Genomic DNA, 23,336 nt, shown 5'->3' with positions numbered 1-23,336 from the left:
ATTCCCGCGCGCTTCGGCAGTTTTCTACCGCGAGCCTATACTTGGCGACACAAGAAGTGATTCGGGAGCTCGACGATGTTTGCTCTCATGCACAGCACCCGCCTTGAATCGCTGCACCTGAGCATCGACCCGGTGACAGGCTTGAAGGCGGTCATAGCCATTCACAACAGCCGCCTGGGGCCTGCCCTGGGCGGCTGTCGTTACCTTGCCTACCCCGACGACGAAAGTGCCGTGGCCGATGCCGCGCGCCTGGCCCAGGGCATGAGCTACAAGGCAGCACTGGCCGGCCTGCCGGTGGGCGGTGGCACGGCAGTGATCCTGCGGCCTGCTCATGTGGAAAACCGTGCGGCGCTGTTCGAAGCGTTCGGGCGCTGCGTGGAACAACTCGACGGTCGCTATATCACCGCCATCGACAGCGGCACCTCGGTGGCCGACATGGATTGCATCGCTCAACAGACCCGCTTCGTCACCAGCACCAGCGCCGCCGGCGACCCTGCGCCCCACGCCGCCATGGGCGTGTTTACCGGCATCCGCGCCACGGCCATGGCGCGCCTGGGCAGCGATAACCTCGAAAGCCTGCGCGTGGCGATCCAGGGCCTGGGCAACGTCGGCTATGCCCTCGCCGAACAACTGCACGCGGCCGGCGCCGAGTTGCTGGTGAGCGACATCGATCACGGCAAGGTGCAACTGGCCATGGAACAATTCGGCGCGCACCCCATTGCCAACGACGCGTTGCTCAGTACGCCCTGCGACATCCTGGCGCCCTGTGGCCTGGGGGCCGTGTTCAATCGCCAGAGCGTTGCCCAACTGCGCTGCGCCGCCGTGGCCGGTTCCGCCAGCGCGCAACTGACCAATCTGCAAGTGGCCGATCAGTTGGAGGGGCGCGGCATTCTTTACGCGCCCGACTATGTGATCAACTCCGGCGGCCTGATCTACGTCGCGCTCAAGCACAGCGGCGCCGAGCTACCCACCATCACGGCACACCTGTCGAACATTGCCACACGCCTGACCGAAATCTACGCCCACGCCCAAGCCGAAAAACGCTCACCCGCGCGGGTGGCCGATGAACTGGCCGAGCGTCTGCTCTACCCATGACCGCTTATTAAAAAGGCCCTGAATCAACGATTCAGGGCCTGTTCAATTCGGGCTTTATTCCGCCGGCGCGTTCAGCAACTCGGACAGCGCGTCCGGCTGGCTCTTGAAGGCCTTGGCAAATACATCGCGATTCTTCGCCATGTAGATCCCGGCTTCCTCCACCTGCTGCTCGCTCAGAGACGGCACGGCTTTTTGCAACACTTCTGCCAGCAACTCAGCGAGTTCAAGCATTTTGTCATGACGGTCAGCTTCGGCTTTATCCATGAACAAACGCTCCAGATCTCGGCTGCTGCGGTATACCACTTCGACGGCCATTCACCACCTCACATGCCTTCACGATAGTTGTCTTTTGCGACTACTGTATTTATATACAGCTAAAAGAGTAAGCCAAACCGTGGGGTTTGGGTAGCAGTTTTTTAATGTAGTTGGGAAACGGGGGTTTGCTACACCGGAAATTTCTGACAACTTGCCGGGGTTGCGCTGGATTTGTCCGGTGGCTTACTTTCACCGGGCGCTGCAAATGCAGCTAGCGGGCTTGGCGGCCCAACAAGGAAGCGCAACAACCCCCCTATAAGATTGCAGGCGTTTTTTGCATTTGCATTCTTGTGTCATGGCGGGTTGCGCATGGACCCTTCGGGGTGCCGGGTTGTTCCTTGCCGGTCCGCCAACCTTGTGCAATCCGTCACCCAACCTGCTTGGCGGCAGGCGGTGATGGTTTCTTAACTAAGGAACTAATCTATGAAAAAAATCACTCCCAACCCCTCGCCCACCGATTCGACGCTATTTAGCGTTACGCCTGAAGCTGACACAGAAACCTTACTGGCTAACGCCAGCGAAACCCTGAACAGCGCCCGTGAAATGGCTAATATGCTGGCATTCGACCTTGAAGGTCCGCAGCGAAGTCTGGTATTGGCCATTCACCAGTTGGTTGAGATTGGCGGTCTGTTAGTCGACCAAGCGCTAGAGAAAGTCGCACCAGTTTGATGCCAAGCCCTCTGACCGTTCCTGCGTTTATGGGAGCGGTCAAGAAATGGCTTCGAGTTTTCCTGTTGCTCACTTCATCGCTCGGAGCACGACAGTAAAACTCCAGCGACTAGACTCCTTCTTCATCGAATCCAAACGCAAGTAAGGCGATGCTGAGTGGGCTCCCGCAGCGCGGGTGCAACTCCGGCAAATTACTGATTACATCAGCGACTGCAGTCCAGTTGCTGCGCTTGAGGTAAACCAAGCAATAGAAGCCTCCGTGCTGGCTCTTTCTCGTAGGCCCCATCTTTACCGCCCTGGGCGTGTCATCGGTACGCGAGAGATGGTGGTACACCCGAATTATCTGGTCGTTTATAAAGTGACAGACAACATTCGGGTCATCTCGGTTTTACACGACCGCCAGCGATATCCTTGAAAAATCCGCTTCTCGGATGGGCAAAGTATCCACTCTGCTCATCCTCCCACGTGTCTCATGTCACCCCGCCATCATCTTATACCCGCCTCTGGCCTTTTTTCTGCATGCAGAACAACCGTCACGTCCAACCCGCATTATCCGGTCGAGTCGACCTAAGGAAGCATCATCGTGAAAATCAACTGGGCCGAAAAGCTGCGCCACCAGGTCCATGGCCTGGCCGAGTCGCTGGGTAATCTGTTTGTCGAGTCGTTCCACTATCTGGCGCTGTTCGCCATTGGCGCGGTAACCGCCTGGGCAGCGGTGATGGAGTTTCTGGGGATGCTGGAAAACGGGCATATCAAGATCGATGACATCCTGCTGTTGTTCATCTATCTGGAATTGGGCGCGATGGTCGGGATTTACTTCAAGACCAACCACATGCCCGTGCGCTTCCTGATCTATGTGGCGATCACCGCGCTCACGCGTCTTTTGATCTCGAACGTGTCCCACCACAATCCGCCGGATCTGGGCATCATTTACCTGTGCGGCGGGATTCTGCTGTTGGCGTTCGCGATTCTGGTGGTGCGCTATGCGTCGTCGGCGTTCCCCTCGGTGAAGGTCGAAGGCCCGCGCCGCAAGGGCGAGGCGAGCCTGGAGACCGAGAAGGGCGAGCTCTAGAGCCCGACGCTGAGCGGGAGGTCGCGGGCCGGCGGTGGCTGCATCAGTTTGTGGCTGTCGCCGTCGGTCATCACCGCCAGGATTTCCATGGCGCTGTGGCCCTGCTCGATGGCGATTCCGAACTGGATGCTCTGCACCAGGCGTTTGAGCCGTTCGGGGTCGTTGCGTTGCTCGGCGCTGATCATGCGCTTGGCCACCACGCCCGTCTCATCCGAGAGGGTGAGCATGATGCTGCCGTCGAGCCGTTGGATGCTCAAGTTGACGCGGTACTTTGGGCTGAAGGTATCGGTGATGATCTGAAAAGGATTGTCCATGGTGCGTTACCGCCTGATAAGAACATGCAGTCATTGACGACCGGTGTCAGGATTAGTTCGCATCGCCTGACCACCGGCCACTTCGTCGCTGAGGGGCACAAATTCCGTTTGCCTCAAGAGCTTTACAGCAAGGGCCGTGCCGTATAACGACCGTCCTGAAGTGGGAGGGGCTTGCCCCCGATAACGCTCTTTCAGCTGAGTATTTATTGGCTGACACGCCGATAACGGGGGCAAGCCCCTTTCCACAATTGTTTCTGGCCCGTGATCTATTTCAGGGCACTGTCAGCAAAACGATCCCACACAGCGCAGTCAGCATTCCACCCAGCTCACCGCCAGGCCGCCCCGTGAGGTCTCTTTGTATTTGTCATGCATGTCGGCGCCGGTGTCGCGCATGGTGCGGATCACCCGGTCGAGGGAAATGAAGTGCTTGCCGTCTCCGCGCAAGGCCATTTGAGTGGCATTGATCGCCTTGACCGCGGCGATGGCGTTGCGCTCGATGCATGGCACTTGCACCAGGCCGCCGACGGGGTCGCAGGTCAGGCCCAGGTTATGTTCCAGGCCGATTTCGGCGGCGTTTTCCAATTGCTCGGGTGTGGCGCCGAGGATGTCCGCCAGACCGGCGGCGGCCATGGCGCAGGCTGAGCCGACCTCGCCCTGGCAACCGACCTCGGCGCCGGAGATGGAAGCGTTTTTCTTGCACAAAATGCCGACGGCCGCCGCCGCCAGGAAGAAATTGACTACGTCATCGTCGGACGCGTCGGCGTTGAACTTCATGTAGTAATGCAGCACCGCCGGGATGATCCCGGCCGCGCCATTGGTCGGCGCGGTCACCATACGCCCCCCGGCGGCGTTTTCTTCGTTAACGGCCAGGGCGAACAGGTTGACCCATTCCATTGCCGACAAGGTGGACGTGATCACATTTGGTTTGCCGATTTCCAACAGACTACGGTGCAATTTCGCTGCGCGGCGCGGAACGTCGAGGCCGCCAGGCAGGATGCCTTCATCGCGCAGGCCTTGTTCCACGCACTCGCGCATCACGGACCAGATATGCAGCAAGCCGCTGTGGATCTCTTCGTCACTGCGCCACGCCCGTTCGTTGGCCATCATCAGCTCCGACACCCGCAGGCCGTGCTGTTTGCACAGGGCCAGTAGTTCGGCGGCGCTGGAAAAGTCATAAGGCAATGCCACATCGCTGACCGGCGCGATGCCCGACGCCGCCTCGGCAGCCTCGATGATGAAACCTCCGCCCACCGAGTAATACGTTTCTTCACACAACAGACCATGGTCGCCATAGGCGTGCAGGGACATGGCGTTGGGGTGGTAGGGCAGGCTCTCTTCGAGCAGCAGCAGGTCGGTGTGCCAGTTGAAGGCAATGTCCTCGGTGCCTGCCAGCAGTAAGCGGCCACTGTCGCGCAGTTGCTGAATACGCGGATTGATCGAGGTAGGGTCGACCTGATCGGGCCACTCGCCCATCAACCCCATCACGCAGGCGCGGTCAGTGGCGTGGCCGACGCCGGTGGCGGACAGCGAGCCGTACAGGCGTACTTCGACCCGGCGCGTTTGGCTGAGCAATTGTTGCTCGGTGAGCGCCTGGGCAAAGGTCGCCGCCGCGCGCATGGGCCCGACGGTGTGGGAGCTGGACGGGCCGATGCCGATTTTGAATAGATCGAAAACACTGATAGCCATGCTAAAGCCTTACAAGCAATGGAGTAGGAATCGCTGCCATTTTTTGTAGGACGAGCGCAATTGGCGCGATACTGAGCGCCTGTAACACCACTGACCAACGAATTCTCCTAAGACACTCTTTAGCAGGACTAAACCATATGGCTCGGCCACTCCATGGTCAGACTTACGTCTGGCTGCATGTTTTCTCCTGTGCGGCGCGGCATTTGTCGTTCACCCGCTGCGCCGAAGAACTGCACATCACGCCGGGGGCGGTGAGTCAGCAGATTCGTCAATTGGAGGAGCGCCTAGGCTTTCGCCTGTTCCATCGGCGCGCCCGAGGTGTGGAACTCAGTGCCGAAGGGCAGCGATTAGCGGCGACGGTAGGGGAGGCCTACGGCAGCATTGACGCCGAGTTGCAGCGGCTGGACGCGGGCATGATCAGCGGCACCTTGCGGCTGCGATCGATCCCGTCGTTTCTCGGCAAGTGGTTGACCCCGCGCTTGCCGCGTCTGCAGCAACGCTTTCCGGATATCCAACTGCGCTTGGTCGCCGAAGATAGCAGCGTCGCCCTGCACGAAGGCGACTTCGACCTGGCCATCGACCTCAACGACGGCAGCTACCCTGGACTTTTATCCACAGCCTTGCTCGACGAACAGATCTTCCCTGTGTGCGCGCCGAGCCTGCTGCGCGGACGGCCACCGCTGCACGGCCCCGCCGACCTGGCGCATTTCCCGCTGTTGCACGACATCACCGCCTGGCGTGGGAGTTATGAGTACGCCGAGTGGGAGTTCTACTTGAATGCCATCGGCTATCACGACGCCGATGTGCGACGCGGCCACACCTTCAACCGTAACCATCTGACCATCGAGGCGGCCATCGCCGGCATGGGCGTGGCCATTGCACGACGTACCCTGCTCAATGATGAGCTGGAGCGCGGCACCTTGATCGTACCGTTCGGCCTTGCCGTGCCGAACCACAAACGCTACGTATTGCTGTATGCCCCAGGCGCGTTGAGCCACCCAGGCGTGCGTGCGGTGCATGACTGGCTGGTGGAGGAAGCGGCGGTTTTTCGCAGTGTGCACCCGTTGGGAGAGGGGCAATTATGACGATCGAGAGGACGTAAGAAGATGTAACTAACTCCCCACCCTAACAGTGTTTTTGCTCGTCGTCAGGGTTAATTTGTAATGTAGGATTTATCTTTGCAAAGGGGTTGAATTGTTTCCGCAGGTGCTCAATTGTGTAATCAAGAGGTCATGGTTTCACCACAACGGTGTTGCAGTTTGTGACCTCTCGCGAGCTAGCTGAAATAAGGGAAGAACTATGCAAATCCAAGTCAATAGCGATAACCATATTGAAAGCAGCATCCGACTGGAGGAGTGGGTACGTACTACCATTGAGAGCACGCTCGAACGTTATGAAGAAGACCTGACCCGTGTCGAGGTCTACCTGCGGGATGAGAACGGCGACAAGCCTGGCCCCCATGATCTGAGTTGCCGCCTCGAAGCGCGGCCAAAAGGCCATCAACCGCTGTCGGTCCTGCACAAGGCCGATACCCTGGAACAGGCCATCGACGGTGCGGCGACCAAGCTGGACCACGCGCTGGAACACCTCTTCGGCAAATTGCAAGGCAAGCCCCGCGCTGCCGGCAAAGGCCAGCCGACCACCAAAGTCAACGAAGATGAGCTTGAACAGGAGTTCCTGGAAAAAGAACGCGCCGTTTTCAACGGCTGATCACTGACCGTTCTGTCATCCCCTCTGGAAACGGGCCTGCACATGCAGGCCCGTTTTTCGTTACTGGGTTCGTCGGAAAAAATACCTGCTCAATAGCCCAAGTCCAGCCGCGCCCAGCCCGGCAAATACCATCGCCCAGCCTGCTCCGTGGCGCAGCGCCGCCTGCGCATCCGCCGAGCTCAGCCCCACCGCGGTAAGCTTGCCCGACGCCAGGTGCTGGCTGATGGCCCGCCATTCCTGCGCCGAACTGGTGGGTAATACGCCGGCCAGGTAATGACCAATGCCGAACAACACCACCAGGCCCATCAGCGCAATGGCGAGCGCCAACGTAATCAGGCGCGCGCTCAGATCGATGCCCGAGGCCATTCCCGCGCGATCAGCCGACACCGAACCGGTGGTGGTATTGGTGGTCGGCGAGTTGATCAGTGCCAGACCCACCCCGGCGATCACACAGCTGGCCAGCACCCACCCGACAGCAGCGTGCTCGACTCGGTTGACGGCCGCCATCGCCAGAAAACCCACCCCCATCAAACCCAGGCCCAATGGAATGATGCGCTCGGCGCCATGGCGCAATGCCAGCCTCTCGGCCAAGGGCGGCACCAGTAAGGTCGGCAGGGTGTAGGCGAGCAGGGCCAGGCCGGTGGTCAGGGTGTCGTAGCCCAGGCCGGACTGGAAATACAGCGGCAGGTAGATCATGAACGGCCAGAAACTGACGTTCATGCCGATCGACCCCATCAACGCGCCGTTGAAGCGGCGGATGCGGAATACCGAAAAATCGAACATCGGGTGCGCACTGCGCCGTTCGATCAGCACAAACAACAGCAAGGCGAGCACCGACACGCCTGCCCAGCCCAGCATCATCGGCGTAGCGAAACCGTTTTCGCTGCCCTGGGTGATGAAATACACCAGGGCAAACACCGCCAACGTCAGGGTCAGCATGCCGCCGATATCCAGGCGATGGGCGGCCGGATCGCGGGATTCCTGCACGCTGACGCGCAGCAGTACCAGGGTGAACAGCGTCAGCGGCACATGCACCAGGAACACCCAACGCCAATCCGCGACCGCGAGGATCAGCGCGCCGACCATCGGCCCGAAGCCCAGGCCGATACCGGCGATCACGCCCCAGATGGCGAACGCCCGTGCCCGCGCCGCCGGTTCGCGGAACAGGTGCGAGAGAATCGCGAATTGACAGATCATCATTGCGCCGGCGCCGATGCCCTGGACGAAGCGCGCCGCGATCAGCGTGGCGGCACTGTCGGCCAGCCCGCAGGCCAGCGAGGCCAGCCCGAATACCCACAGGCACAGCACCAGCACGCGCCGGCGGCCAAAGCGATCAGCCAGGGTGCCCGCCGCCATCAGCACACTGGTGCAGGCCAGGGTGTAGGCGTTCATAACCCACTGTGCATCCTGGAAACCTGTGCCGAGGGCTCGCTCAAGTGTGGGCAGAATCACCGGCACGCTGGAGATTTCCAACCCGAACATCAATGCCACCAGGCATACCCCGGTGAGGGCAAGGGCGTGTCTTGCGGGGTGCGTTGAGCGGGCGGTTAAAGACGGGGCGGTTGACATGGGGTTTTCCTGGCGATGGATGACCTGCCTATCTTCAAGGGAATCTGGTTCTTTATTTGTGATAAGTTTTCCCTCGATAAGGGAATTAATGGCGACAATCGAGCTATGAATACTCCACGTTTCGATGGCGTTGAACTGTTTCTACACATCGTGGAAAGCGGCAACCTGACCGAGGCCGCCGAACGCCTGAACCTCACCCGGTCCGCCGTCGGCAAGGGCCTGGCACGGCTGGAGGCGCGGCTTGGCACCTGTCTGTTGCAGCGCTCCACCCGTCGCCAGCGTCTGACTGAGGATGGCCAGGCGTACTACGAGCATTGTCTGCGCGCGCAAGCCGAACTGGAGGCCGCCGAATCGGTGCTGCACAGCGGTCGGCAGCAACCGCGCGGGCGCCTGCGGGCGAGCGTACCGTTGGCGTTCGGTCATCACTATGCGGCGCCGGCGCTGTGGGGCTTGATGGACCGTTATCCGGGGCTGGAGGTGGAGATTTGTTTCGCCGATCGACTGACGGACCTGGCGCAGGAAGGATTCGACATTGCCGTACGCATCGGTGCGCTGCCCGACACCGATCGACTCAGCGCCAGGCGCCTGGGCGAACAGGTGGTGGGGCTGGCCGCGTCCCCGGCTTACCTCAAGCGCCTGGGGCCGATCCTGCGGGTCGAAGACCTCGCCAATCACCGTGGCATCGCGTACCGCAGCCAACCCTCGCAGCGTGCCGGTATCGCCTCGCCGTTGATCATGGACGACCTCCAGGCCGTGGCCGATGCCGCGATTGCGGGTGTCGGCCTGGCTTGGTTGCCGAGTTGGTTGATTGCGCATTACGTGCTGCGTGGGCAATTGGAGGCGGTGCTGCCGGATTGCCGTGAGCAGCCTGCGCCGATCCATGTGATCTGGCCGACGGCCACGCACATGCCGGCCAAGACGCGCTGTGCCATCGATGCGCTGGTGGCCGGCACGCCGTCGTGCCTGGCGGGCAGCTGATCAGAACGCGATGGACGTCTGTACATACACCGTGCGCGGTTCGCCGACGTATTTGCCCTTGTTGTTGTCATCGAACGAACGGGTGAAGTACTGCTTGTTGAAGATATTTTTCACCCCGACGGCCACGTTCAGGTCCGACAGCTGCGGGCCGAAGTCGTACGCCGCGCGACTGCTGAACAGCATGTAGCCGGGGATGCGTCCGTTGGCGCCGTCGGCGGTTTCGGCGCGGGTGTTGGCATTGTCGGCAAACTGGCTGCTCTGGTAGCTGCTGTCCAGGTTGAGTTTCCAGCGACCTTCGGTGTAACCCACGCCCAGCGTGCCTTTGTGCTTGGAGGAAAAGGGCACGCGGTTGCCTTTGTTCGGGCCGTCTTCGCGAATGGTGGCGTCGACGTAGGCGTAGGACGCATAGACATCGAAGCCGGCCAGCGCCGGGTTCAAACCGTCCAGCGCGTAGTTGACGCTGGTCTCGATGCCCTGGTGCCGGGTTTCGCCTCGGGCGATCACCGAGTCGTTGGTCTGGTTGCTTTCGTACTGGTTGTCGAAGTTGATCAGGAACGCGCCGATTTCCGCGCGCAGGGTACCGTCGTCATAACGGGTGCCCAGCTCCCAGGTGCGGGCTTTTTCCGGTTTGACTTCGCCGCTGGTCACGCGGTTGGGCATCTGGCTGTACTGCACGCTGCCGAACGAGCCTTCGGTGTTGGCGTAGAGGTTCCAGTCGTCGGTCACGTGATACAGCACATTGAGCGCCGGCAGCGCGGTGTTGTAATCCCCCTTGTACTTGACGTTGCTGAGGTTGTTGGTCTGTTGGGACTCGATCATCTCGTAGCGAATGCCTGGGGTTAAGGTCCATTTGCCGATATCAATCCGGTCATCGATGAAAAACGCATTGGCTTCGGTGCCGCCCCGGGTGTCCCGGTCATTGCGGCTGTCGGTGCTCGGGATCTGCTGGTTATTGGCGTTGATCGGCGTGCGGTAGCGCAGTTCGTGGCCGGCTTCGTTGATGTAGCGGTAGCCGACGCCGACTTCATGGTTGGTCGGGCCGAGGTCGAAGCCCTGGGCGAAGCGGGTTTCCAGACCGCGTACCCAGTATTCGCGCGGCGACAACGACAGGAACGAGCCCTGGTCCAGGTAGCCGCTGCGCAGGGTCTTGGTGAAGAAGCTGTTGACGGTGAACTCGCGACGGTCCTGCTCGTAGCGGTAGCCGACGTTTAACATCGTGCGGCGGCCCCAGAATTTGTCGTAGGGGCGGGTGGACTGATACGGGTCGGCCTTGTAATCCGCGACGTTCAAGCCGCCCGGCATATCGGCCTGGCCTTCGTAATACTGCGCCATGGCGTTGAAGCTGTTGGCGTCGTCGAGCTGGTACTTGCCCTTGAGAATCAGGTCGTCGATGCGCGTGTCGCTGTGTTCGCGCCAATCGCCGCCACGGGTGCCGGAGTACAGCAGCGCGCCACCCAGGCCATTGTCGGCAGTGCCGCCGGCCAGCAGGTTGCCGGTGGTCTTGAAGCCATCGTGGCTGGAGGATGGGCTGGTTTCAGTCTGCAGGCCGCCTTTGACGGTGGGCGCATCCGGAATCGCACGGGTCACGAAGTTGACCACGCCGCCGACGTTCTGCGGACCGTAGCGTACGGCACCGCCACCGCGTACTACGTCCACCGCGTCCATGTTGCCCATGCTGATCGGCGCGAAGGACAGCTGCGGCTGGCCATACGGCGCGAACGGCACCGGAATGCCGTCCATCAGCACGGTGGAGCGCGAAGCCAGGCGCGGGTTGAGGCCACGGATGCCGAAGTTGAGCGCCATGTCGTGGCTACCGGTGCCGTTGTTGTCCGGCGCGTTGACGCCGGGGATGCGGTTGAGCACGTCGCGGGCCTGGGTGGCGCCCTGGCGTTCGAAGTCTTCGCGGCGGATTACGTCACGGGCGCCGGGGTGTTCGAACACATGGGTCTGCGCCGCATCGCCGAGCCAGTCGCCGACCACGCTGGAGGTGCCCAGCTCAATGGTCGCGGGCGCGCTGGCCGGTTGCACGCTGTAGGCGTTGGCGCCTTCGGCGCGTGCTTGCAGGCCGGTGCCTTCCAACAACGTTTGCAGGCCGTCGGCGGCGCTGTAGTTGCCGGACAGGCCGCGACTCTGCAGGCCGGCGGTTACCTCGGAGCCGAACGAAATCAACACACCGGCTTCGCGGCCAAACTGATTCAACGCTGCTTCAAGGGAGGCGGGGGCAATGTGATAAGGCTGGGTCTGGGCCGCCATGACCGACGGCAGCACCGTCAGGCTGAGGCTGGCGCCGAGCAGCAGTTGGCGCAGGGTGCGGGCAAGAAGGGTCGGTTGCTGGGGCATGAAGGGCGGTCCTGAGAAGGAAGGATCAAGGGGGCTTTCCTTCTCTGTCACGCGAGGTACGGAAAACGGCTCACGGTGTTGAAAAATAATTTATGCGCGGGCCTGCACCGTGACCCAGTAGCGGGTGAAGCGGCGGACTTTCACCGGCAGGCTGATTTCCAGCAGGTCGAGAATGCGTTCGCTGTCATCCAGCGGGTAGCTGCCGGAAATCAGCAGATTGGCTACCTGCGGATCGCAGTTGAGCTGGCCTCGGCGATAGCGGCCCAGTTCGCCGAGGAAGTCCTCCAGACGCATATGCGCAGCCATCAGCATGCCTTCGGCCCAGGCGCCGCTGTTGGCGTCGGTGGCGCGCGGGGTATCCCAGCCCTTACGGGTGAAATTGACCTGGCGCGCGGCTTCGACCACCAGCGGCAGGCCGCTGTAGGTGTTGGGCATCACCTCGACGCGGCCTTTGAGCACGGCCACCTGAGTGTGGTCGTTGAACTGACGCACATTGACGCGCGCGGCCTGGCTGCTGAGCAGGCCCTGGCCGGTCAGTACCTGCAGCGGGAAACTGCCGGCGTTGGCGCTGAGCAGGATCTCGCCTTCGAGCAGGCGCACCAAGCGTTGTTCACCATCGAAATGCACATCCACCGCGCTGCCGGTGTTGAGCTGCAGCTGGCTGCCGTCCGCCAACTGCACCTGGCGGCGCTGGCCGACGGGGCTGCGGTAATCGGCAGTCAGCGGCGGCAGGATGTGCTGCCGGCGCAAGCCCCAGTCCGCGGCCGAGCCGGCACCCAGGAGCAACAACAGCTTCAGCGCCTGACGCCGACTGCTGGTAGGAGCAGTAAGCGTTGCATGGGCGAGGGGCGAGGGCATGCCGCGCAGGCGCTGATTGACGCGTTGGATATGCTCCCACGCGCGCTGGTGTTCGCTGTGGGCGTTCAACCACTGCTGCCAGGCCGCCTGTTGACGTGGGGTGAGCGTGCCTTGCTGCATTTCCAGCAGCCAATGCACGGCTTGGTCGGCGACATGGCTGGAAATGTTCATAGGGCGAAGTAGCAGCGCAGTGCCGCTTTATGCAGGTGGCGTTTGACGGTGGCGATGGAGATGCCCAGTTCGGCACCGATCTGCGCGTAAGTGAGGCCGTCGAGCTGGGCCAGCAGAAAGGCGCGTTTAACCTGGACGGGCAGGCCGTCGAGCAGTTGATCCAGCTCCATCAGGGTTTGCAGGATGATCGCGCGTTCCTCTTCCGAGGGTGCTAATTGCTCGGGCATCTGCGCGAGGGCGTCGAGGTAGGCGCGCTCCAGATCCTGGCGGCGATAGAAGTTGTACAGCACGCGCTTGGCGACGGTGGTAAGGAAGGCGCGCGGTTCGATCAGTGTGGGCGTTTCGCGGGCGGTGAGCACGCGGATAAAGGTGTCCTGCGCCAGGTCGGCGGCACTTTCCGGGCAGCCGAGCTTGCGTCGCAACCAGCCCGTGAGCCAGTGATGATGGTCGTTGTACAAAACTTCGACGGTGTTGGACGGCGACAACGCGAACACTCCGCAGGCATCGGCAGGCGTTAGAGAACAAGAATTGTTCGCATTGTAGGGCCGGCACCGAGGTTCGGCAATCGGCACGGGGAGGTGATTCATCCGTTCTGTTTTGCTTATGAGAATATTTATCATTAATATTGCGCGCTGACGAACCTGGCGCCGTTCCCCATGAAAAGCAAAACCTCATTGCCCCTGGCTTACCGCTTTGCTGTCACCTCGCGCTTGTTGGCGGCGGTGATTGGCGGTTACCTTATGGCCTCCCTGGCCAGTATCTGCCTGGCACTGTGGTTGCCCACCGCGCGTGCCGACGCGGTGATCACCGGGATGATGAGCTCGTTTGTGTTCTATCTGCTGGCGGTGCTCTGGTGCTTCGCCTGCCGCAGCGCCGCGCGTGCATGGCTTGGCGTGATGCTGCCCAGTGCCCTGTTTGCGACCCTGGCGGGCGTTGGTTTTTGGATGACGCGCACATGAGAGAGGGCTTTCGCCAGGCGATGGCCTGGTTGCACACCTGGGCCGGATTGATCTTCGGCTGGCTGCTGTTCGCGATTTTCCTGACGGGCACCCTGGCCTATTTCAAGGAAGAAATCAGCCACTGGATGCAACCCGAAGTACAGACCCACCCGGTCGATGACGTGCGCAGCCTGACTGTGGCGCAGCAGTACCTGCAGGCAAACGCCCCGACCGCCGCGCGCTGGTTTATCAACCTGCCGGACGCCCGCGAGCCCGGCCTGTCGGTGATGTGGCAGGACAAGGTCGACCCCGGCCAGCGCGGCAATTTCATGCGCAAAACCCTCGACCCGGTCAGCGGCCTTGCCGTGCAGGCGCGCGAAAGCATGGGCGGCGAGTTCTTCTATCGCTTCCACTTCCAGTTGCAAATGCCCTATCCGTGGGGGCGTTGGCTCTCCACCCTGGCCGCGATGGTGATGTTCGTCGCGCTGATCACCGGCATCATCACCCACAAGAAAATCTTCAAGGACTTCTTCACCTTCCGCCCGCGCAAAGGCCAGCGTTCCTGGCTCGATGGACACAATGCCGTGGGAGTGCTGGTGCTGCCGTTCCACTTGATGATTACCTACAGCAGCCTGGTGATTTTCATGAGCATGGTGATGCCGGCGCCGATCCTGGCCGCCTATGGCAATGACACCCAGGCGTTTTTCAGCGACGTATTCCCGGCCACCGATAATGCTCCCGCGCTCGGCCAGCCCGGTCGCTTGCTGCCGCTGGCATCGATGTACCAACAGGCGCGGGCGCAATGGGCGGGTGGCCATGTTGAGCGGGTGGCGGTAAATAACCCCAGCGACGTAAATGCGTCGGTCAATGTGTTCCGCGCCGGTTCCGACAGCGTGGTGCACGACTTTGGCAGCACCGTGTCGTTCAGCGGCACCACCGGCGAGCTGCTGCGGGTCAGCGGCGAGCCGTCGTTGCCGGCGGTGGTCGGCGGCAGTTTCTATGGCCTGCACATGGGCCGTTTCGCCGGGCCGGTGCTGCGATGGCTGTACTTTATCTGCGGCCTGGCGGGCACGGCGATGATCGGCACCGGGCTGGTGATCTGGCTCGGCAAGCGTCAACTCAAGCATGCCAAAGCCCACGTAATGCCGTTTGAATTGCGTCTGGTGGAGGTGTTGAACATCGCCAGCATGTCCGGCCTGCTGATCGCCATCGCCGCATTCTTCTGGGCCAATCGTCTGCTGCCGGTGAGCTTCGCCGAACGTTCCGGCTGGGAAGTTCAGACCTTCTTCATTGCCTGGGGCTTGAGCCTGCTGCACGCGAGTGTGCGCCGTGGCCGCCGGGGGGGGGTCGAGCAACTGAGCGTCGCCGCGCTGCTGTTTATGGCGATCCCGGTGATCAATGCGTTGACCACGTCCCATCACCTGGGCGTGGCACTGGCCAGCGGCGACTGGGCTATGGCCGGTTTCGACCTGACCTGCCTGGCCTGCGGTGTATTTTTCGCCTGGGCAGCCCGCAAGATGCAGCGTCGCGGCGTGCCAGCGCCCAAGGCTGAGCGCGCACGCCCGTTGACCCTCAAACGTGAGGCCCACTGAATGCTGATCGCGATGTTGATGTGCTACGCGGGTTTCACCGCATTGTGCCTGGCCACCGACCGTCATCATGGCGAACTGCTGCGCAGCAAACCGTCGCCGGCTCGGCGCCTGGGCTTGCGTGTGGCGGGCGGGCTGTTGCTGACGCTGGCCATAGGGCCGGCGGTCTGGCTGTCCGGTTGGGCCCAGGGCCTGGTGGAGTGGTGCGCGGTGTTAATGCTCAGCGCTTTGCTATTGGTGCTGTTGTTGCCGTATCGGCCAAGGCTGGCCTTGATTCTGGCGGGCGTCGGCCTGCTGGCCAGTCCCGTTGCGGCCTTCGCCATCCTCTGAGTGTGTTTGCATCATGATCGGCAACCCACCCGATTCCCAGGACTCGCCCCAGCCCGACACGCCGGGTGGGCGCGCGCATTTTCTGCAGGTGTTCCTGTCCCAGCGTGCGCAGATGGAAGCTCTGGTGAATCGCCGCGTCGGCTGTCGCGCCACGGCGGCCGACCTGGTGCAGGATTTGTTCCTGCGCTTCTGGCGCCGGCCCCTGGTGCAGGTCGAAGAGCTCAGCACCTACCTGTTGCGTTGCGCAGGTAATATCGCCATCGACCACCTGCGCAGCGAAGGCGCGCGGGTGCGCAGCAACGAAGGCTGGTTGCCGGAGCAGCGCGACAATCATGGCTGCGAACCCCAGGCCGCGTTGGAGGCAGGCAATGATCTGCGGCATGTCGAAGCCGCCCTGCGCAGCCTGCCGGAGCGCACCCGGCACATATTCCTGCTCAACCGCATCCATGGGCGTAAATACGCCGACATCGCCAAGGCCATGGGCCTGTCCCAAAGCGCCGTGGAAAAACATATGATGCGTGCCCTCGAAGCCTGCAAGGCCAGCCTTCGCGAGCCATCGACCCCACGCACGCCAGGGAAAGCACTGTGAACCTCACCCCCACGCCCGAGCAGGAAAAAGCCGCCCTGGCCTGGCTGAGTCTGCTGCACGACCAGCCCAGCAGTGGCGATCAGGCCACGTTCAGCCGCTGGTTGCGCGCCGACCCGGCCCACGTCGAAGCCTACGCCCAGGCTCAGGTGCTGTGGGAGTTGAGCGAAGTGCCCGCGCGCCAGCTCGTGCATGAAGATGCCCAGGCGCTGCAGGGCTACCTCGACGCCATGAACCGCGCGAAGCGCTCGCGGGCGCTGCGTTGGTCCGGCGCACTGGCCATGGCCGCGTGCCTGCTGCTGATGATTTCGATGGGCGCCGGGTGGCAGCCGTCGCGCTGGATCGATGACTTCGGTGCCGATTATGTGAGCGCGCCGGGGGAGGTGAAGACCGTGACCCTGGCGGATAACACTCAAGTGACCCTGGATGCCGACAGTGCCATCGCGGTGGATTACAGCCACGGCGAGCGGCATATCCAGTTGCGTCGCGGCGCCGGCTTTTTCAGCGTGACCCACACCGGTGAGCCATTTGTGGTGGAGGCCGGCAGTGGTGAAGCGCGTGTGCTGGGGACGCAATTCGAAGTGCGCCTGCAACCGGCGGGCGCGCAGGTGACGGTGTTGACCGGGCGTGTCGGGGTCACACCCTCTAAAAACGGCCAGCAGCAGGTGCTGATCGCCGGCCAGCAGGTAGCTTATGCCGATGGCATCGCCGAACCCTTGCAAGCGGTCGACAGCGAATCGCGCCTGGCCTGGCGCGACGGTTGGCTCAATTACTACAAGGCTGCGTTGGCCGATGTGGTCGAGGATCTTGGACGTTATTACCCGGGCCGCATCCTGTTGCTTAATAAGGAGATGGGCGCCAAGCGCGTCAGCGGCAGTTTCCCGAGCAAGGACCCGCAAGCAGTGCTGAATGCGCTGCAGGCGGTGCTGGGGTTCGAACAGCACAGCTTATTGGACCGGGTGATCGTGGTGCGCTGACTATTTCAGCGCCGCCATGATCTGTTCAGGCTGGTAGTCGCGAATCAGCGTGCCATTGACGTCCACAAACGGAATCCCGCCACCGCCCAGCGCCTCGTACGCCTTGCGCGCCTGAGCGTCTTTTTCGATATCGAATTGCTGGTAGGGAATGCCTTTCTGGTCCAGGAAGCGGCGGATCTGCTTGCAGTAGCCACACCACTCGGTGGTGTAGAGCACCACGCGCGCCTGGGCGCGTACCTGCTCGGACACCGCCTGGGATGGGTTGAACACCCGCTCGATCTTGCCCCAGTTCTGAATGACCACTACCACCAGCAACACCAGCAGGACTTTCTTGAAAACCCCGCCAAGCATCAGTTGCGGCGCTTGAGCTGGTCGGTCAGTTGGGTCGGCAAGCCCTTGATGATCAAGGTGCCGGCGGCCTCGTCGTACTCGATCTTGTCGCCCAGCAGGTGCGCTTCAAAGCTGATCGACAGGCCCTCGGCGCGCCCGGTGAAGCGGCGGAACTGGTTGAGGGTGCGCTTATCGGCGGGGATTTCCGGCGACAGGCCGTAGTCTTTGTTGCGGATATGGTCGTAGAACGCCTTGGGCCGGTCCTCATCGATCAGCCCGGACAATTCTTCCAGGCCCATGGGCTCGCCGAGCTTGGCCTGGCTGCTGGCGTAATCCACCAGGGTCTTGGTTTTCTCGCGGGCGGACTCGTCCGGCAGGTCTTCGCTTTCGACGAAGTCGCTGAAGGCCTTGAGCAGGGTGCGGGTTTCGCCCGGGCCGTCGACGCCTTCCTGGCAACCGATAAAGTCGCGGAAGTACTCCGAGACCTTCTTGCCGTTCTTGCCTTTGATAAACGAAATGTACTGCTTGGACTGTTTGTTGTTCTGCCACTCGGAGACATTGATACGCGCCGCCAGGTGCAGCTGGCCCAGGTCCAGGTGACGCGAGGGCGTCACGTCCAGCTCGTCGGTCACCGCCACGCCTTCGCTGTGGTGCAGCAGGGCGATGGCCAGGTAGTCGGTCATGCCTTGCTGGTAGTGGGCAAACAGCACATGGCCGCCGGTGGAGAGGTTGGACTCTTCCATCAGCTTTTGCAGGTGCTCGACCGCGGTGCGGCTGAACGCGGTGAAATCCTGGCCGCCGTCGAAATACTCTTTCAACCAGCCGCTGAACGGGTGCGCGCCGGACTCGGCATGGAAGAAACCCCAGGCCTTGCCTTGTTTGGCGTTATAGCTCTCGTTGAGGTCGGCGAGCATGTTCTCGATGGCGGCGGACTCGGCAAGCTCGGAGTCGCGGGCATGGAGAACCGCAGGTGTGCCGTCGGGTTTTTTGTCGATCAGGTGGACGATGCAATGACGGATCGGCATAGGCTTCTCGGCTGGTTGAAGGGGAGCGGTCGGCCTCCCCGAAAAGTTGCCCAGTGTACCGCACCCATTGGTCAAGACGCGCCCGGAAGGGGGTTTTGCATGCCGTCCGACGGGGCATATGCCTTTTTTTCACGGTTTAGAGCGATAAAGCTGACCAAATGGGTAGGTAGAAGCGGATATTTCCCCGTCTCTGTGCTAGTTTTGCCTCGTCTTACGCCAAGTCTCGGCGATAAGCGTGCATTCAGCATTTGTCAGGTCGAACCAATCCCCGTTTCAAGCATCTATAACCCCGATCTCCGCGGTTATAGCCAGGGGTGCCAGGCCTAGACGGTCGGGCTCGACGGCTGACACTGCACTCTGCAATCCATATGAATTTGATAGGGAAGGAACACCACAATGGCTATTACTAAAGACCAACTGATCGCTGATCTGGCTGAAGCAGTAGACGCACCGAAAACCACCGTGCGCGCTCTGCTGGACCAACTGAGCCAGGTTGTTGCCGATCAGCTGGAAAACGGCGGCGAAATCACTCTGCCAGGCGTTGGCAAACTGAAAGTGACCGAGCGTCCTGCCCGTACTGGCCGTAACCCTTCGACTGGCGCTGCCATCGAAATCGCTGCCAAGAAAGTTATCAAGCTGGTTGTGGCCAAAGGCCTGACCGACGCTGTTAACAAGTAAGACGCAGCAAAAAAAACCGTGCTTCGGAGCGATCCGGGCACGGTTTTTTGTTGCCTGCGATTCGGGCGCTAGCGCACCCAGCGCTGGCGCCAGATCTGCTGCTCGTTCTTGGTCTGGAAGGTCCAGGCCACGAAGCGGCTCTGCTTCTGCCCCTGGGACATTTCCACCACTTGGCTTTCCAGCACCCCGGCCTTTTTCAGTGCGGTTTCGATGGCTGGCAGGTTCGACGCTTTCGACACCAGGGTGCTGAACCACAACACCTTGTGAGCAAAATGCGCGCTTTCGGCGATCAGCTGCGTTACGAACCGCGCTTCGCCGCCTTCGCACCACAGCTCGGCCGACTGGCCACCGAAGTTCAATACCGGCAACTTACGCTTGGGGTCGGCCTTGCCCAGGGCGCGCCACTTACGCTCGCTGCCCTTGGTGGCTTCTTCCATGGACGCGTGGAACGGTGGGTTGCACATGGTCAGGTCAAAGCGTTCGCCCGGTTCGAGCAGGCCCAGCAGGATCTGCTTGGGGTTGGTCTGCTGGCGCAATTGGATGACCTTGCTCAGGTCGTTGGACTGCACGATGGCCTTGGCCGCCGCCACGGCGATAGGGTCGACCTCCGAACCGAGGAAGTTCCAGCGGTACTCCATGTAGCCAATCAGCGGGTAGACGCAGTTGGCGCCCATGCCGATGTCCAGCACCTTGACGATCGAGCCGCGCGGGATCTTGCCGTCGTTGACGCTGGCCAGCAGGTCGGCGAGGAAGTGCACATAATCGGCACGCCCCGGCACCGGCGGGCAGAGGTAATCGGCGGGAATGTCCCAGTGCTGGACACCATAGAACGCCTTGAGCAACGCGCGATTGAACACCCGCACCGCATCCGGGCTGGCAAAGTCGATGCTCTCTTTGCCGTAGGGGTTGATGATCACGAATTGCGCCAGTTCCGGCGTGGTCTTGATCAGGGCCGGGAAGTCGTAACGGCCCGTGTGGCGGTTGCGCGGGTGCAGGGTTGCCTCTTTGCGCGGCACCACAGGCTTGGCTGCGGCGGCGGATTTAGGCTTCTTGCGCGGAGGTTTCGGTGTGCTGGGGGCGGTCATGTTGATTCTGGGTTTGGCTCAATGTGGCGGCCATTGTCACACATCCTGAGCTCAACTCGGGCAAATGTGGGGGAGGGCTTGCCCCTATGGCAGTGTTGCAGGCAAGGGCTTGGGAAAATGCAGGCAAAAAAAAGAGACCCGAAGGTCTCTTTCTTCACGCGAATCAAGCCTTAGAGGCTGGAAATCCGCGCATGCTGCTCGGCCAGTTTGCCCAAAGCCTGTTCAGCTTCAGCCAGCTTGGCGCGTTCTTTCTCGATCACCTCGGCCGGCGCTTTGTCGACGAACGCCGCGTTGGACAGTTTGCCGCCCACCCGCTGCACTTCGCCTTGCAGGCGCGCGATTTCCTTGTCGAGACGGGCCAGTTCCGCGCCCTTGTCGATCAACCCGGCCATCGGCACCAGCACTTCCATGTCGCCGACCAGTGCGGTGGCGGACAGCGGTGCTTCGGCATCGGCAGCCAATACGGTGATCGACTCCAGCTTGGCCAGCTTCTTGAGCAGCGCATCGTTCTCACTGAGGCGACGCTGGTCCTCAGCGCTGGCGTTCTTGACGAACACGGCCAGTGGCTTGCCTGGACCTATGTTCATCTCGGCGCGGATGTTGCGCGTGCCGAGCATGAGGGTCTTGAGCCATTCGATATCGCTCTCTGCCGCCTCGTCGATGCGGGCTTCATTGGCCACCGGCCAAGGTTGCAGCATGATGGTTTTGCCTTCGATACCGGCCAGCGGCGCCAGGCGCTGCCAGATTTCTTCGGTGATGAACGGCATGAACGGGTGCGCCAGGCGCAGCGCCACTTCCAGCACGCGCACCAGGGTACGGCGGGTGCCGCGCTGGCGTTCCACCGGCGCGTTTTCGTCCCACAGCACCGGCTTGGACAGTTCCAGGTACCAGTCGCAATACTGGTTCCAGATGAACTCGTACAACGCCTGGGCCGCCAGGTCGAAACGGAACTGATCGAGCTGGCGAGTCACTTCGGCTTCGGTGCGCTGCAACTGCGAGATGATCCAGCGGTCGGCCAGGCTCAGCTCGTAGGCTTCGCCGTTCTGGCCGCAGTCTTCGCCCTTGTCCAGCACGTAGCGTGCGGCGTTCCAGATCTTGTTGCAGAAGTTGCGATAGCCTTCGACGCGGCCCATGTCGAACTTGATGTCGCGGCCGGTAGACGCCAGCGAGCAGAACGTGAAGCGCAGGGCGTCGGTGCCGTAGCTGGCGATGCCGTCGGCGAATTCGTCGCGGGTCTGTTTCTCGATCTTCTTCGCCAGTTTCGGCTGCATCAGGCCCGAGGTGCGTTTCTGCACCAGGGTTTCCAGGTCGATGCCGTCGATGATGTCCAGCGGATCCAGCACGTTGCCCTTGGACTTGGACATCTTCTGGCCCTGGCCGTCGCGGACCAGGCCGTGCACGTACACGGTCTTGAACGGTACCTGCGGGGTGCCGTCCTCGTTCTTCACCAGGTGCATGGTCAGCATGATCATCCGGGCAACCCAGAAGAAAATGATGTCGAAGCCGGTGACCAGCACGTCGGTGGAGTGGAATTTCTTCAGGAATTCGGTCTGCTGCGGCCAGCCCAGGGTGGAGAAGGTCCACAGGCCCGAGCTGAACCAGGTGTCCAGTACGTCGTTGTCCTGTTGCAGCGCAACGTCGGCACCGAGGTTGTGCTTGGCGCGCACTTCGGCTTCGTCGCGGCCTACGTAGACCTTGCCCGACTCGTCGTACCAGGCCGGAATACGGTGGCCCCACCACAGCTGACGGCTGATGCACCAATCCTGGATGTCGCGCATCCACGAGAAATACATGTTCTCGTACTGTTTAGGCACGAACTGGATGCGGCCATCTTCCACGGCAGCAATCGCAGGCTCGGCCAGCGGCTTGGTGGAGACGTACCACTGGTCGGTCAGCCACGGCTCGATCACGGTGCCGGAACGGTCGCCTTTCGGCACCTTAAGGCCATGGTCGTCAACGCTGACCAGCAGGCCGGCGGCGTCGAAGGCGGCAACGATCTGCTTGCGTGCTTCGAAGCGGTCGAGACCGGCGAATTCACCCGGGATCTTGCCGTCGACACTGTCGTTGAGGCTGCCGTCCAGGTTGAAGACCTGGCAGGCCGGCAACACAGTGGCGTTCTTGTCGAAGATGTTCAGCAGCGGCAGGTTGTGGCGCTTGCCGACTTCATAGTCGTTGAAGTCGTGGGCCGGGGTGATTTTCACGCAGCCGGTGCCGAATTCAGGGTCGCAGTAGTCGTCCGCGATGATCGGGATGCGGCGGCCGACCAATGGCAGCTCGACGAACTTGCCGATCAGCGCCTGGTAGCGCGCGTCGTTCGGGTTAACCGCGACGGCGGCGTCGCCGAGCATGGTTTCCGGACGGGTGGTGGCCACGATCAGGTAGTCATTGCCTTCGGCGGTTCTGGCGCCGTCTGCCAGCGGGTACTTGAGGTTCCACAGGAAGCCTTTCTCGTCGTGGTTTTCCACTTCGAGATCGGAAATCGCCGTGTGCAGTTTGGTGTCCCAGTTGACCAGACGCTTGCCGCGGTAGATCAGGCCGTCTTCGTGCAGGCGCACAAAGGCTTCTTTTACGGCCTCGGACAGGCCGTCGTCCATGGTGAAGCGCTCGCGGCTCCAATCGACGGACGAACCCAGGCGACGGATCTGACGGCTGATATTGCCGCCGGACTGATCCTTCCATTCCCAGATCTTTTCCAGGAATTTCTCGCGGCCCAGGTCATGGCGGTTCTGGCCAGTGGCTTCGAGTTGACGCTCCACCAGCATCTGCGTGGCGATACCGGCGTGGTCGGTGCCCGGTTGCCACAGGGTGTTACGGCCCTGCATGCGGCGGAAACGGATCAGTGCATCCATGATCGCATTGTTGAAGCCATGGCCCATGTGCAGGCTGCCAGTGACGTTCGGTGGCGGAATCATGATGGTGTAGGACTCGCCCGCACCTTGTGGGGCGAAATAGTTCTCGGACTCCCAGGTCTGGTACCAGGAAGTTTCAATTGCGTGGGGCTGGTAGGTCTTATCCATGCGC

At 61.7% G+C, this 23,336-nt stretch carries 23 protein-coding genes and 1 pseudogene; 13 read left to right on the top strand and 11 right to left on the bottom strand.

Annotated features, from left to right (window positions below; genetic code table 11):
* Positions 1-75: 75 nt before the first annotated feature.
* On the top strand, positions 76-1,095 hold the full coding sequence (locus tag OSC50_RS19185; protein ID WP_181078395.1) for a Leu/Phe/Val dehydrogenase: 1,020 nt from the start codon (positions 76-78) through the stop codon (positions 1,093-1,095).
* 54 nt (positions 1,096-1,149) lie between these two features.
* Here the strand turns inward: OSC50_RS19185 and OSC50_RS19180 are convergent, their stop codons facing one another.
* Entirely contained in the window at positions 1,150-1,410 is a 261-nt protein-coding gene (locus OSC50_RS19180) for a YebG family protein (protein ID WP_012722374.1), read from the bottom strand.
* A 423-nt stretch (positions 1,411-1,833) separates the two neighbouring features.
* Here OSC50_RS19180 and OSC50_RS19175 point away from each other — a divergent pair, with 423 nt between their 5' ends.
* The 3 genes and pseudogenes from OSC50_RS19175 (at position 1,834) to OSC50_RS19165 (ending at position 3,151) form a co-directional block, all read left to right on the top strand.
* Complete coding sequence (locus OSC50_RS19175) at positions 1,834-2,079, top strand: DUF6124 family protein (RefSeq protein WP_181078393.1); 246 nt, start codon at positions 1,834-1,836, stop codon at positions 2,077-2,079.
* A gap of 154 nt (positions 2,080-2,233) precedes the next feature.
* Positions 2,234-2,494: pseudogene (locus OSC50_RS19170) on the top strand (type II toxin-antitoxin system RelE/ParE family toxin); the annotation flags it as partial.
* A 168-nt stretch (positions 2,495-2,662) separates the two neighbouring features.
* On the top strand, positions 2,663-3,151 hold the full coding sequence (locus OSC50_RS19165) for a phosphate-starvation-inducible protein PsiE (RefSeq protein ID WP_181078389.1): 489 nt from the start codon (positions 2,663-2,665) through the stop codon (positions 3,149-3,151).
* On the opposite strand, the gene OSC50_RS19160 is transcribed toward OSC50_RS19165, so the two are convergent.
* Together OSC50_RS19160 and OSC50_RS19155 are read right to left on the bottom strand one after the other, a co-directional pair.
* Positions 3,148-3,465, bottom strand: coding sequence for a DUF3509 domain-containing protein (locus OSC50_RS19160; RefSeq protein WP_181078387.1), 318 nt, complete (start codon positions 3,463-3,465; stop codon positions 3,148-3,150). The genes OSC50_RS19165 and OSC50_RS19160 overlap by 4 nt on opposite strands.
* Positions 3,466-3,774: 309 nt before the next feature.
* Entirely contained in the window at positions 3,775-5,151 is a 1,377-nt protein-coding gene (locus OSC50_RS19155) for an L-serine ammonia-lyase (protein ID WP_253510614.1), read from the bottom strand.
* A 137-nt stretch (positions 5,152-5,288) separates the two neighbouring features.
* Between OSC50_RS19155 and OSC50_RS19150 the strand changes: the two genes are divergently transcribed.
* Together OSC50_RS19150 and OSC50_RS19145 are read left to right on the top strand one after the other, a co-directional pair.
* Positions 5,289-6,236: a LysR substrate-binding domain-containing protein gene (locus OSC50_RS19150; RefSeq protein WP_266248049.1), complete on the top strand. Its 948-nt coding sequence runs from the start codon at positions 5,289-5,291 to the stop codon at positions 6,234-6,236.
* A 214-nt stretch (positions 6,237-6,450) separates the two neighbouring features.
* The gene (locus OSC50_RS19145) at positions 6,451-6,861 is read left to right on the top strand and encodes an HPF/RaiA family ribosome-associated protein (RefSeq protein ID WP_034096034.1); all 411 of its coding nucleotides are present in this window, start codon (positions 6,451-6,453) and stop codon (positions 6,859-6,861) included.
* A 60-nt stretch (positions 6,862-6,921) separates the two neighbouring features.
* Here OSC50_RS19145 and OSC50_RS19140 read toward each other — a convergent pair whose 3' ends face one another.
* On the bottom strand, positions 6,922-8,430 hold the full coding sequence (locus OSC50_RS19140) for an MFS transporter (protein ID WP_266248052.1): 1,509 nt from the start codon (positions 8,428-8,430) through the stop codon (positions 6,922-6,924).
* Positions 8,431-8,535: 105 nt separating this feature from the next.
* Here OSC50_RS19140 and OSC50_RS19135 point away from each other — a divergent pair, with 105 nt between their 5' ends.
* Complete coding sequence (locus OSC50_RS19135) at positions 8,536-9,408, top strand: LysR family transcriptional regulator (protein WP_266248054.1); 873 nt, start codon at positions 8,536-8,538, stop codon at positions 9,406-9,408.
* Here the strand turns inward: OSC50_RS19135 and fecA are convergent, their stop codons facing one another.
* The 3 genes from fecA to OSC50_RS19120 form a co-directional block, all read right to left on the bottom strand.
* Positions 9,409-11,748 (bottom strand): TonB-dependent Fe(3+) dicitrate receptor FecA, encoded by a 2,340-nt coding sequence (gene fecA, locus OSC50_RS19130; protein ID WP_266248056.1) that lies wholly within the window; start codon positions 11,746-11,748, stop codon positions 9,409-9,411. It abuts the gene before it with no gap.
* A 90-nt stretch (positions 11,749-11,838) separates the two neighbouring features.
* Complete coding sequence (locus OSC50_RS19125) at positions 11,839-12,777, bottom strand: FecR domain-containing protein (protein ID WP_266248058.1); 939 nt, start codon at positions 12,775-12,777, stop codon at positions 11,839-11,841.
* Positions 12,774-13,262: a sigma-70 family RNA polymerase sigma factor gene (locus tag OSC50_RS19120; RefSeq protein WP_181078370.1), complete on the bottom strand. Its 489-nt coding sequence runs from the start codon at positions 13,260-13,262 to the stop codon at positions 12,774-12,776. The genes OSC50_RS19125 and OSC50_RS19120 overlap by 4 nt, the downstream gene beginning before the upstream one ends.
* A 171-nt stretch (positions 13,263-13,433) precedes the next feature.
* Here OSC50_RS19120 and OSC50_RS19115 point away from each other — a divergent pair, with 171 nt between their 5' ends.
* From OSC50_RS19115 to OSC50_RS19095, 5 genes are read left to right on the top strand one after another with little or no spacing between them, the layout of a single operon-like run.
* The gene (locus OSC50_RS19115) at positions 13,434-13,736 is read left to right on the top strand and encodes a DUF3649 domain-containing protein (RefSeq protein WP_266248060.1); all 303 of its coding nucleotides are present in this window, start codon (positions 13,434-13,436) and stop codon (positions 13,734-13,736) included.
* Positions 13,733-15,307 carry a PepSY-associated TM helix domain-containing protein gene (locus OSC50_RS19110; protein WP_266248062.1) on the top strand — a complete coding sequence of 525 codons (1,575 nt, stop codon included), beginning with the start codon at positions 13,733-13,735 and terminating at the stop codon, positions 15,305-15,307. Before OSC50_RS19115 ends, OSC50_RS19110 begins: the two co-directional genes overlap by 4 nt.
* Positions 15,308-15,634 (top strand): DUF3325 domain-containing protein, encoded by a 327-nt coding sequence (locus tag OSC50_RS19105; protein ID WP_266248064.1) that lies wholly within the window; start codon positions 15,308-15,310, stop codon positions 15,632-15,634. It abuts the gene before it with no gap.
* 13 nt (positions 15,635-15,647) lie between these two features.
* The gene (locus tag OSC50_RS19100) at positions 15,648-16,223 is read left to right on the top strand and encodes an RNA polymerase sigma factor (RefSeq protein ID WP_286670994.1); all 576 of its coding nucleotides are present in this window, start codon (positions 15,648-15,650) and stop codon (positions 16,221-16,223) included.
* On the top strand, positions 16,220-17,197 hold the full coding sequence (locus OSC50_RS19095; RefSeq protein ID WP_253510633.1) for a FecR family protein: 978 nt from the start codon (positions 16,220-16,222) through the stop codon (positions 17,195-17,197). The genes OSC50_RS19100 and OSC50_RS19095 overlap by 4 nt, the downstream gene beginning before the upstream one ends.
* Here OSC50_RS19095 and OSC50_RS19090 read toward each other — a convergent pair whose 3' ends face one another.
* Positions 17,198-17,548: a glutaredoxin family protein gene (locus OSC50_RS19090; RefSeq protein WP_181078360.1), complete on the bottom strand. Its 351-nt coding sequence runs from the start codon at positions 17,546-17,548 to the stop codon at positions 17,198-17,200.
* Entirely contained in the window at positions 17,548-18,552 is a 1,005-nt protein-coding gene (yejK, locus tag OSC50_RS19085) for a nucleoid-associated protein YejK (protein ID WP_123480628.1), read from the bottom strand. Before yejK ends, OSC50_RS19090 begins: the two co-directional genes overlap by 1 nt.
* Before the next feature lie 396 nt (positions 18,553-18,948).
* Here yejK and OSC50_RS19080 point away from each other — a divergent pair, with 396 nt between their 5' ends.
* Positions 18,949-19,230: an HU family DNA-binding protein gene (locus OSC50_RS19080; protein WP_003188840.1), complete on the top strand. Its 282-nt coding sequence runs from the start codon at positions 18,949-18,951 to the stop codon at positions 19,228-19,230.
* A 68-nt stretch (positions 19,231-19,298) separates the two neighbouring features.
* On the opposite strand, the gene rlmF is transcribed toward OSC50_RS19080, so the two are convergent.
* Together rlmF and OSC50_RS19070 are read right to left on the bottom strand one after the other, a co-directional pair.
* Positions 19,299-20,315: a 23S rRNA (adenine(1618)-N(6))-methyltransferase RlmF gene (gene rlmF, locus OSC50_RS19075; protein ID WP_181078358.1), complete on the bottom strand. Its 1,017-nt coding sequence runs from the start codon at positions 20,313-20,315 to the stop codon at positions 19,299-19,301.
* A 170-nt stretch (positions 20,316-20,485) separates the two neighbouring features.
* A complete protein-coding gene (locus OSC50_RS19070; protein WP_266248075.1) occupies positions 20,486-23,332 on the bottom strand; it encodes a valine--tRNA ligase in 2,847 nt (948 codons plus the stop codon).
* Positions 23,333-23,336 lie beyond the last annotated feature (4 nt).

Origin of the sequence: Pseudomonas quebecensis (genome assembly GCF_026410085.1) — a bacterium.
GTDB classification, from domain to species: domain Bacteria; phylum Pseudomonadota; class Gammaproteobacteria; order Pseudomonadales; family Pseudomonadaceae; genus Aquipseudomonas; species Aquipseudomonas quebecensis.
The sequence above is the reverse complement of the archived record's forward strand: the minus strand, read 5'-3'. Positions and strand labels throughout refer to the sequence as shown.

Coding starts and splice junctions, on each gene's coding strand:
- OSC50_RS19185 (WP_181078395.1), top strand. CDS start 76: ATGTTTGCTCTCATGCACAGCACCCGCCTTGAATCGCTGCACCTGAGC.
- OSC50_RS19180 (WP_012722374.1), bottom strand. CDS start 1,410: ATGGCCGTCGAAGTGGTATACCGCAGCAGCCGAGATCTGGAGCGTTTG.
- OSC50_RS19175 (WP_181078393.1), top strand. CDS start 1,834: ATGAAAAAAATCACTCCCAACCCCTCGCCCACCGATTCGACGCTATTT.
- OSC50_RS19160 (WP_181078387.1), bottom strand. CDS start 3,465: ATGGACAATCCTTTTCAGATCATCACCGATACCTTCAGCCCAAAGTAC.
- OSC50_RS19155 (WP_253510614.1), bottom strand. CDS start 5,151: ATGGCTATCAGTGTTTTCGATCTATTCAAAATCGGCATCGGCCCGTCC.
- OSC50_RS19150 (WP_266248049.1), top strand. CDS start 5,289: ATGGCTCGGCCACTCCATGGTCAGACTTACGTCTGGCTGCATGTTTTC.
- OSC50_RS19145 (WP_034096034.1), top strand. CDS start 6,451: ATGCAAATCCAAGTCAATAGCGATAACCATATTGAAAGCAGCATCCGA.
- OSC50_RS19140 (WP_266248052.1), bottom strand. CDS start 8,430: ATGTCAACCGCCCCGTCTTTAACCGCCCGCTCAACGCACCCCGCAAGA.
- OSC50_RS19135 (WP_266248054.1), top strand. CDS start 8,536: ATGAATACTCCACGTTTCGATGGCGTTGAACTGTTTCTACACATCGTG.
- fecA (WP_266248056.1), bottom strand. CDS start 11,748: ATGCCCCAGCAACCGACCCTTCTTGCCCGCACCCTGCGCCAACTGCTG.
- OSC50_RS19125 (WP_266248058.1), bottom strand. CDS start 12,777: ATGAACATTTCCAGCCATGTCGCCGACCAAGCCGTGCATTGGCTGCTG.
- OSC50_RS19115 (WP_266248060.1), top strand. CDS start 13,434: ATGAAAAGCAAAACCTCATTGCCCCTGGCTTACCGCTTTGCTGTCACC.
- OSC50_RS19110 (WP_266248062.1), top strand. CDS start 13,733: ATGAGAGAGGGCTTTCGCCAGGCGATGGCCTGGTTGCACACCTGGGCC.
- OSC50_RS19105 (WP_266248064.1), top strand. CDS start 15,308: ATGCTGATCGCGATGTTGATGTGCTACGCGGGTTTCACCGCATTGTGC.
- OSC50_RS19100 (WP_286670994.1), top strand. CDS start 15,648: ATGATCGGCAACCCACCCGATTCCCAGGACTCGCCCCAGCCCGACACG.
- OSC50_RS19090 (WP_181078360.1), bottom strand. CDS start 17,548: ATGCTTGGCGGGGTTTTCAAGAAAGTCCTGCTGGTGTTGCTGGTGGTA.
- yejK (WP_123480628.1), bottom strand. CDS start 18,552: ATGCCGATCCGTCATTGCATCGTCCACCTGATCGACAAAAAACCCGAC.
- OSC50_RS19080 (WP_003188840.1), top strand. CDS start 18,949: ATGGCTATTACTAAAGACCAACTGATCGCTGATCTGGCTGAAGCAGTA.
- rlmF (WP_181078358.1), bottom strand. CDS start 20,315: ATGACCGCCCCCAGCACACCGAAACCTCCGCGCAAGAAGCCTAAATCC.
- OSC50_RS19070 (WP_266248075.1), bottom strand. CDS start 23,332: ATGGATAAGACCTACCAGCCCCACGCAATTGAAACTTCCTGGTACCAG.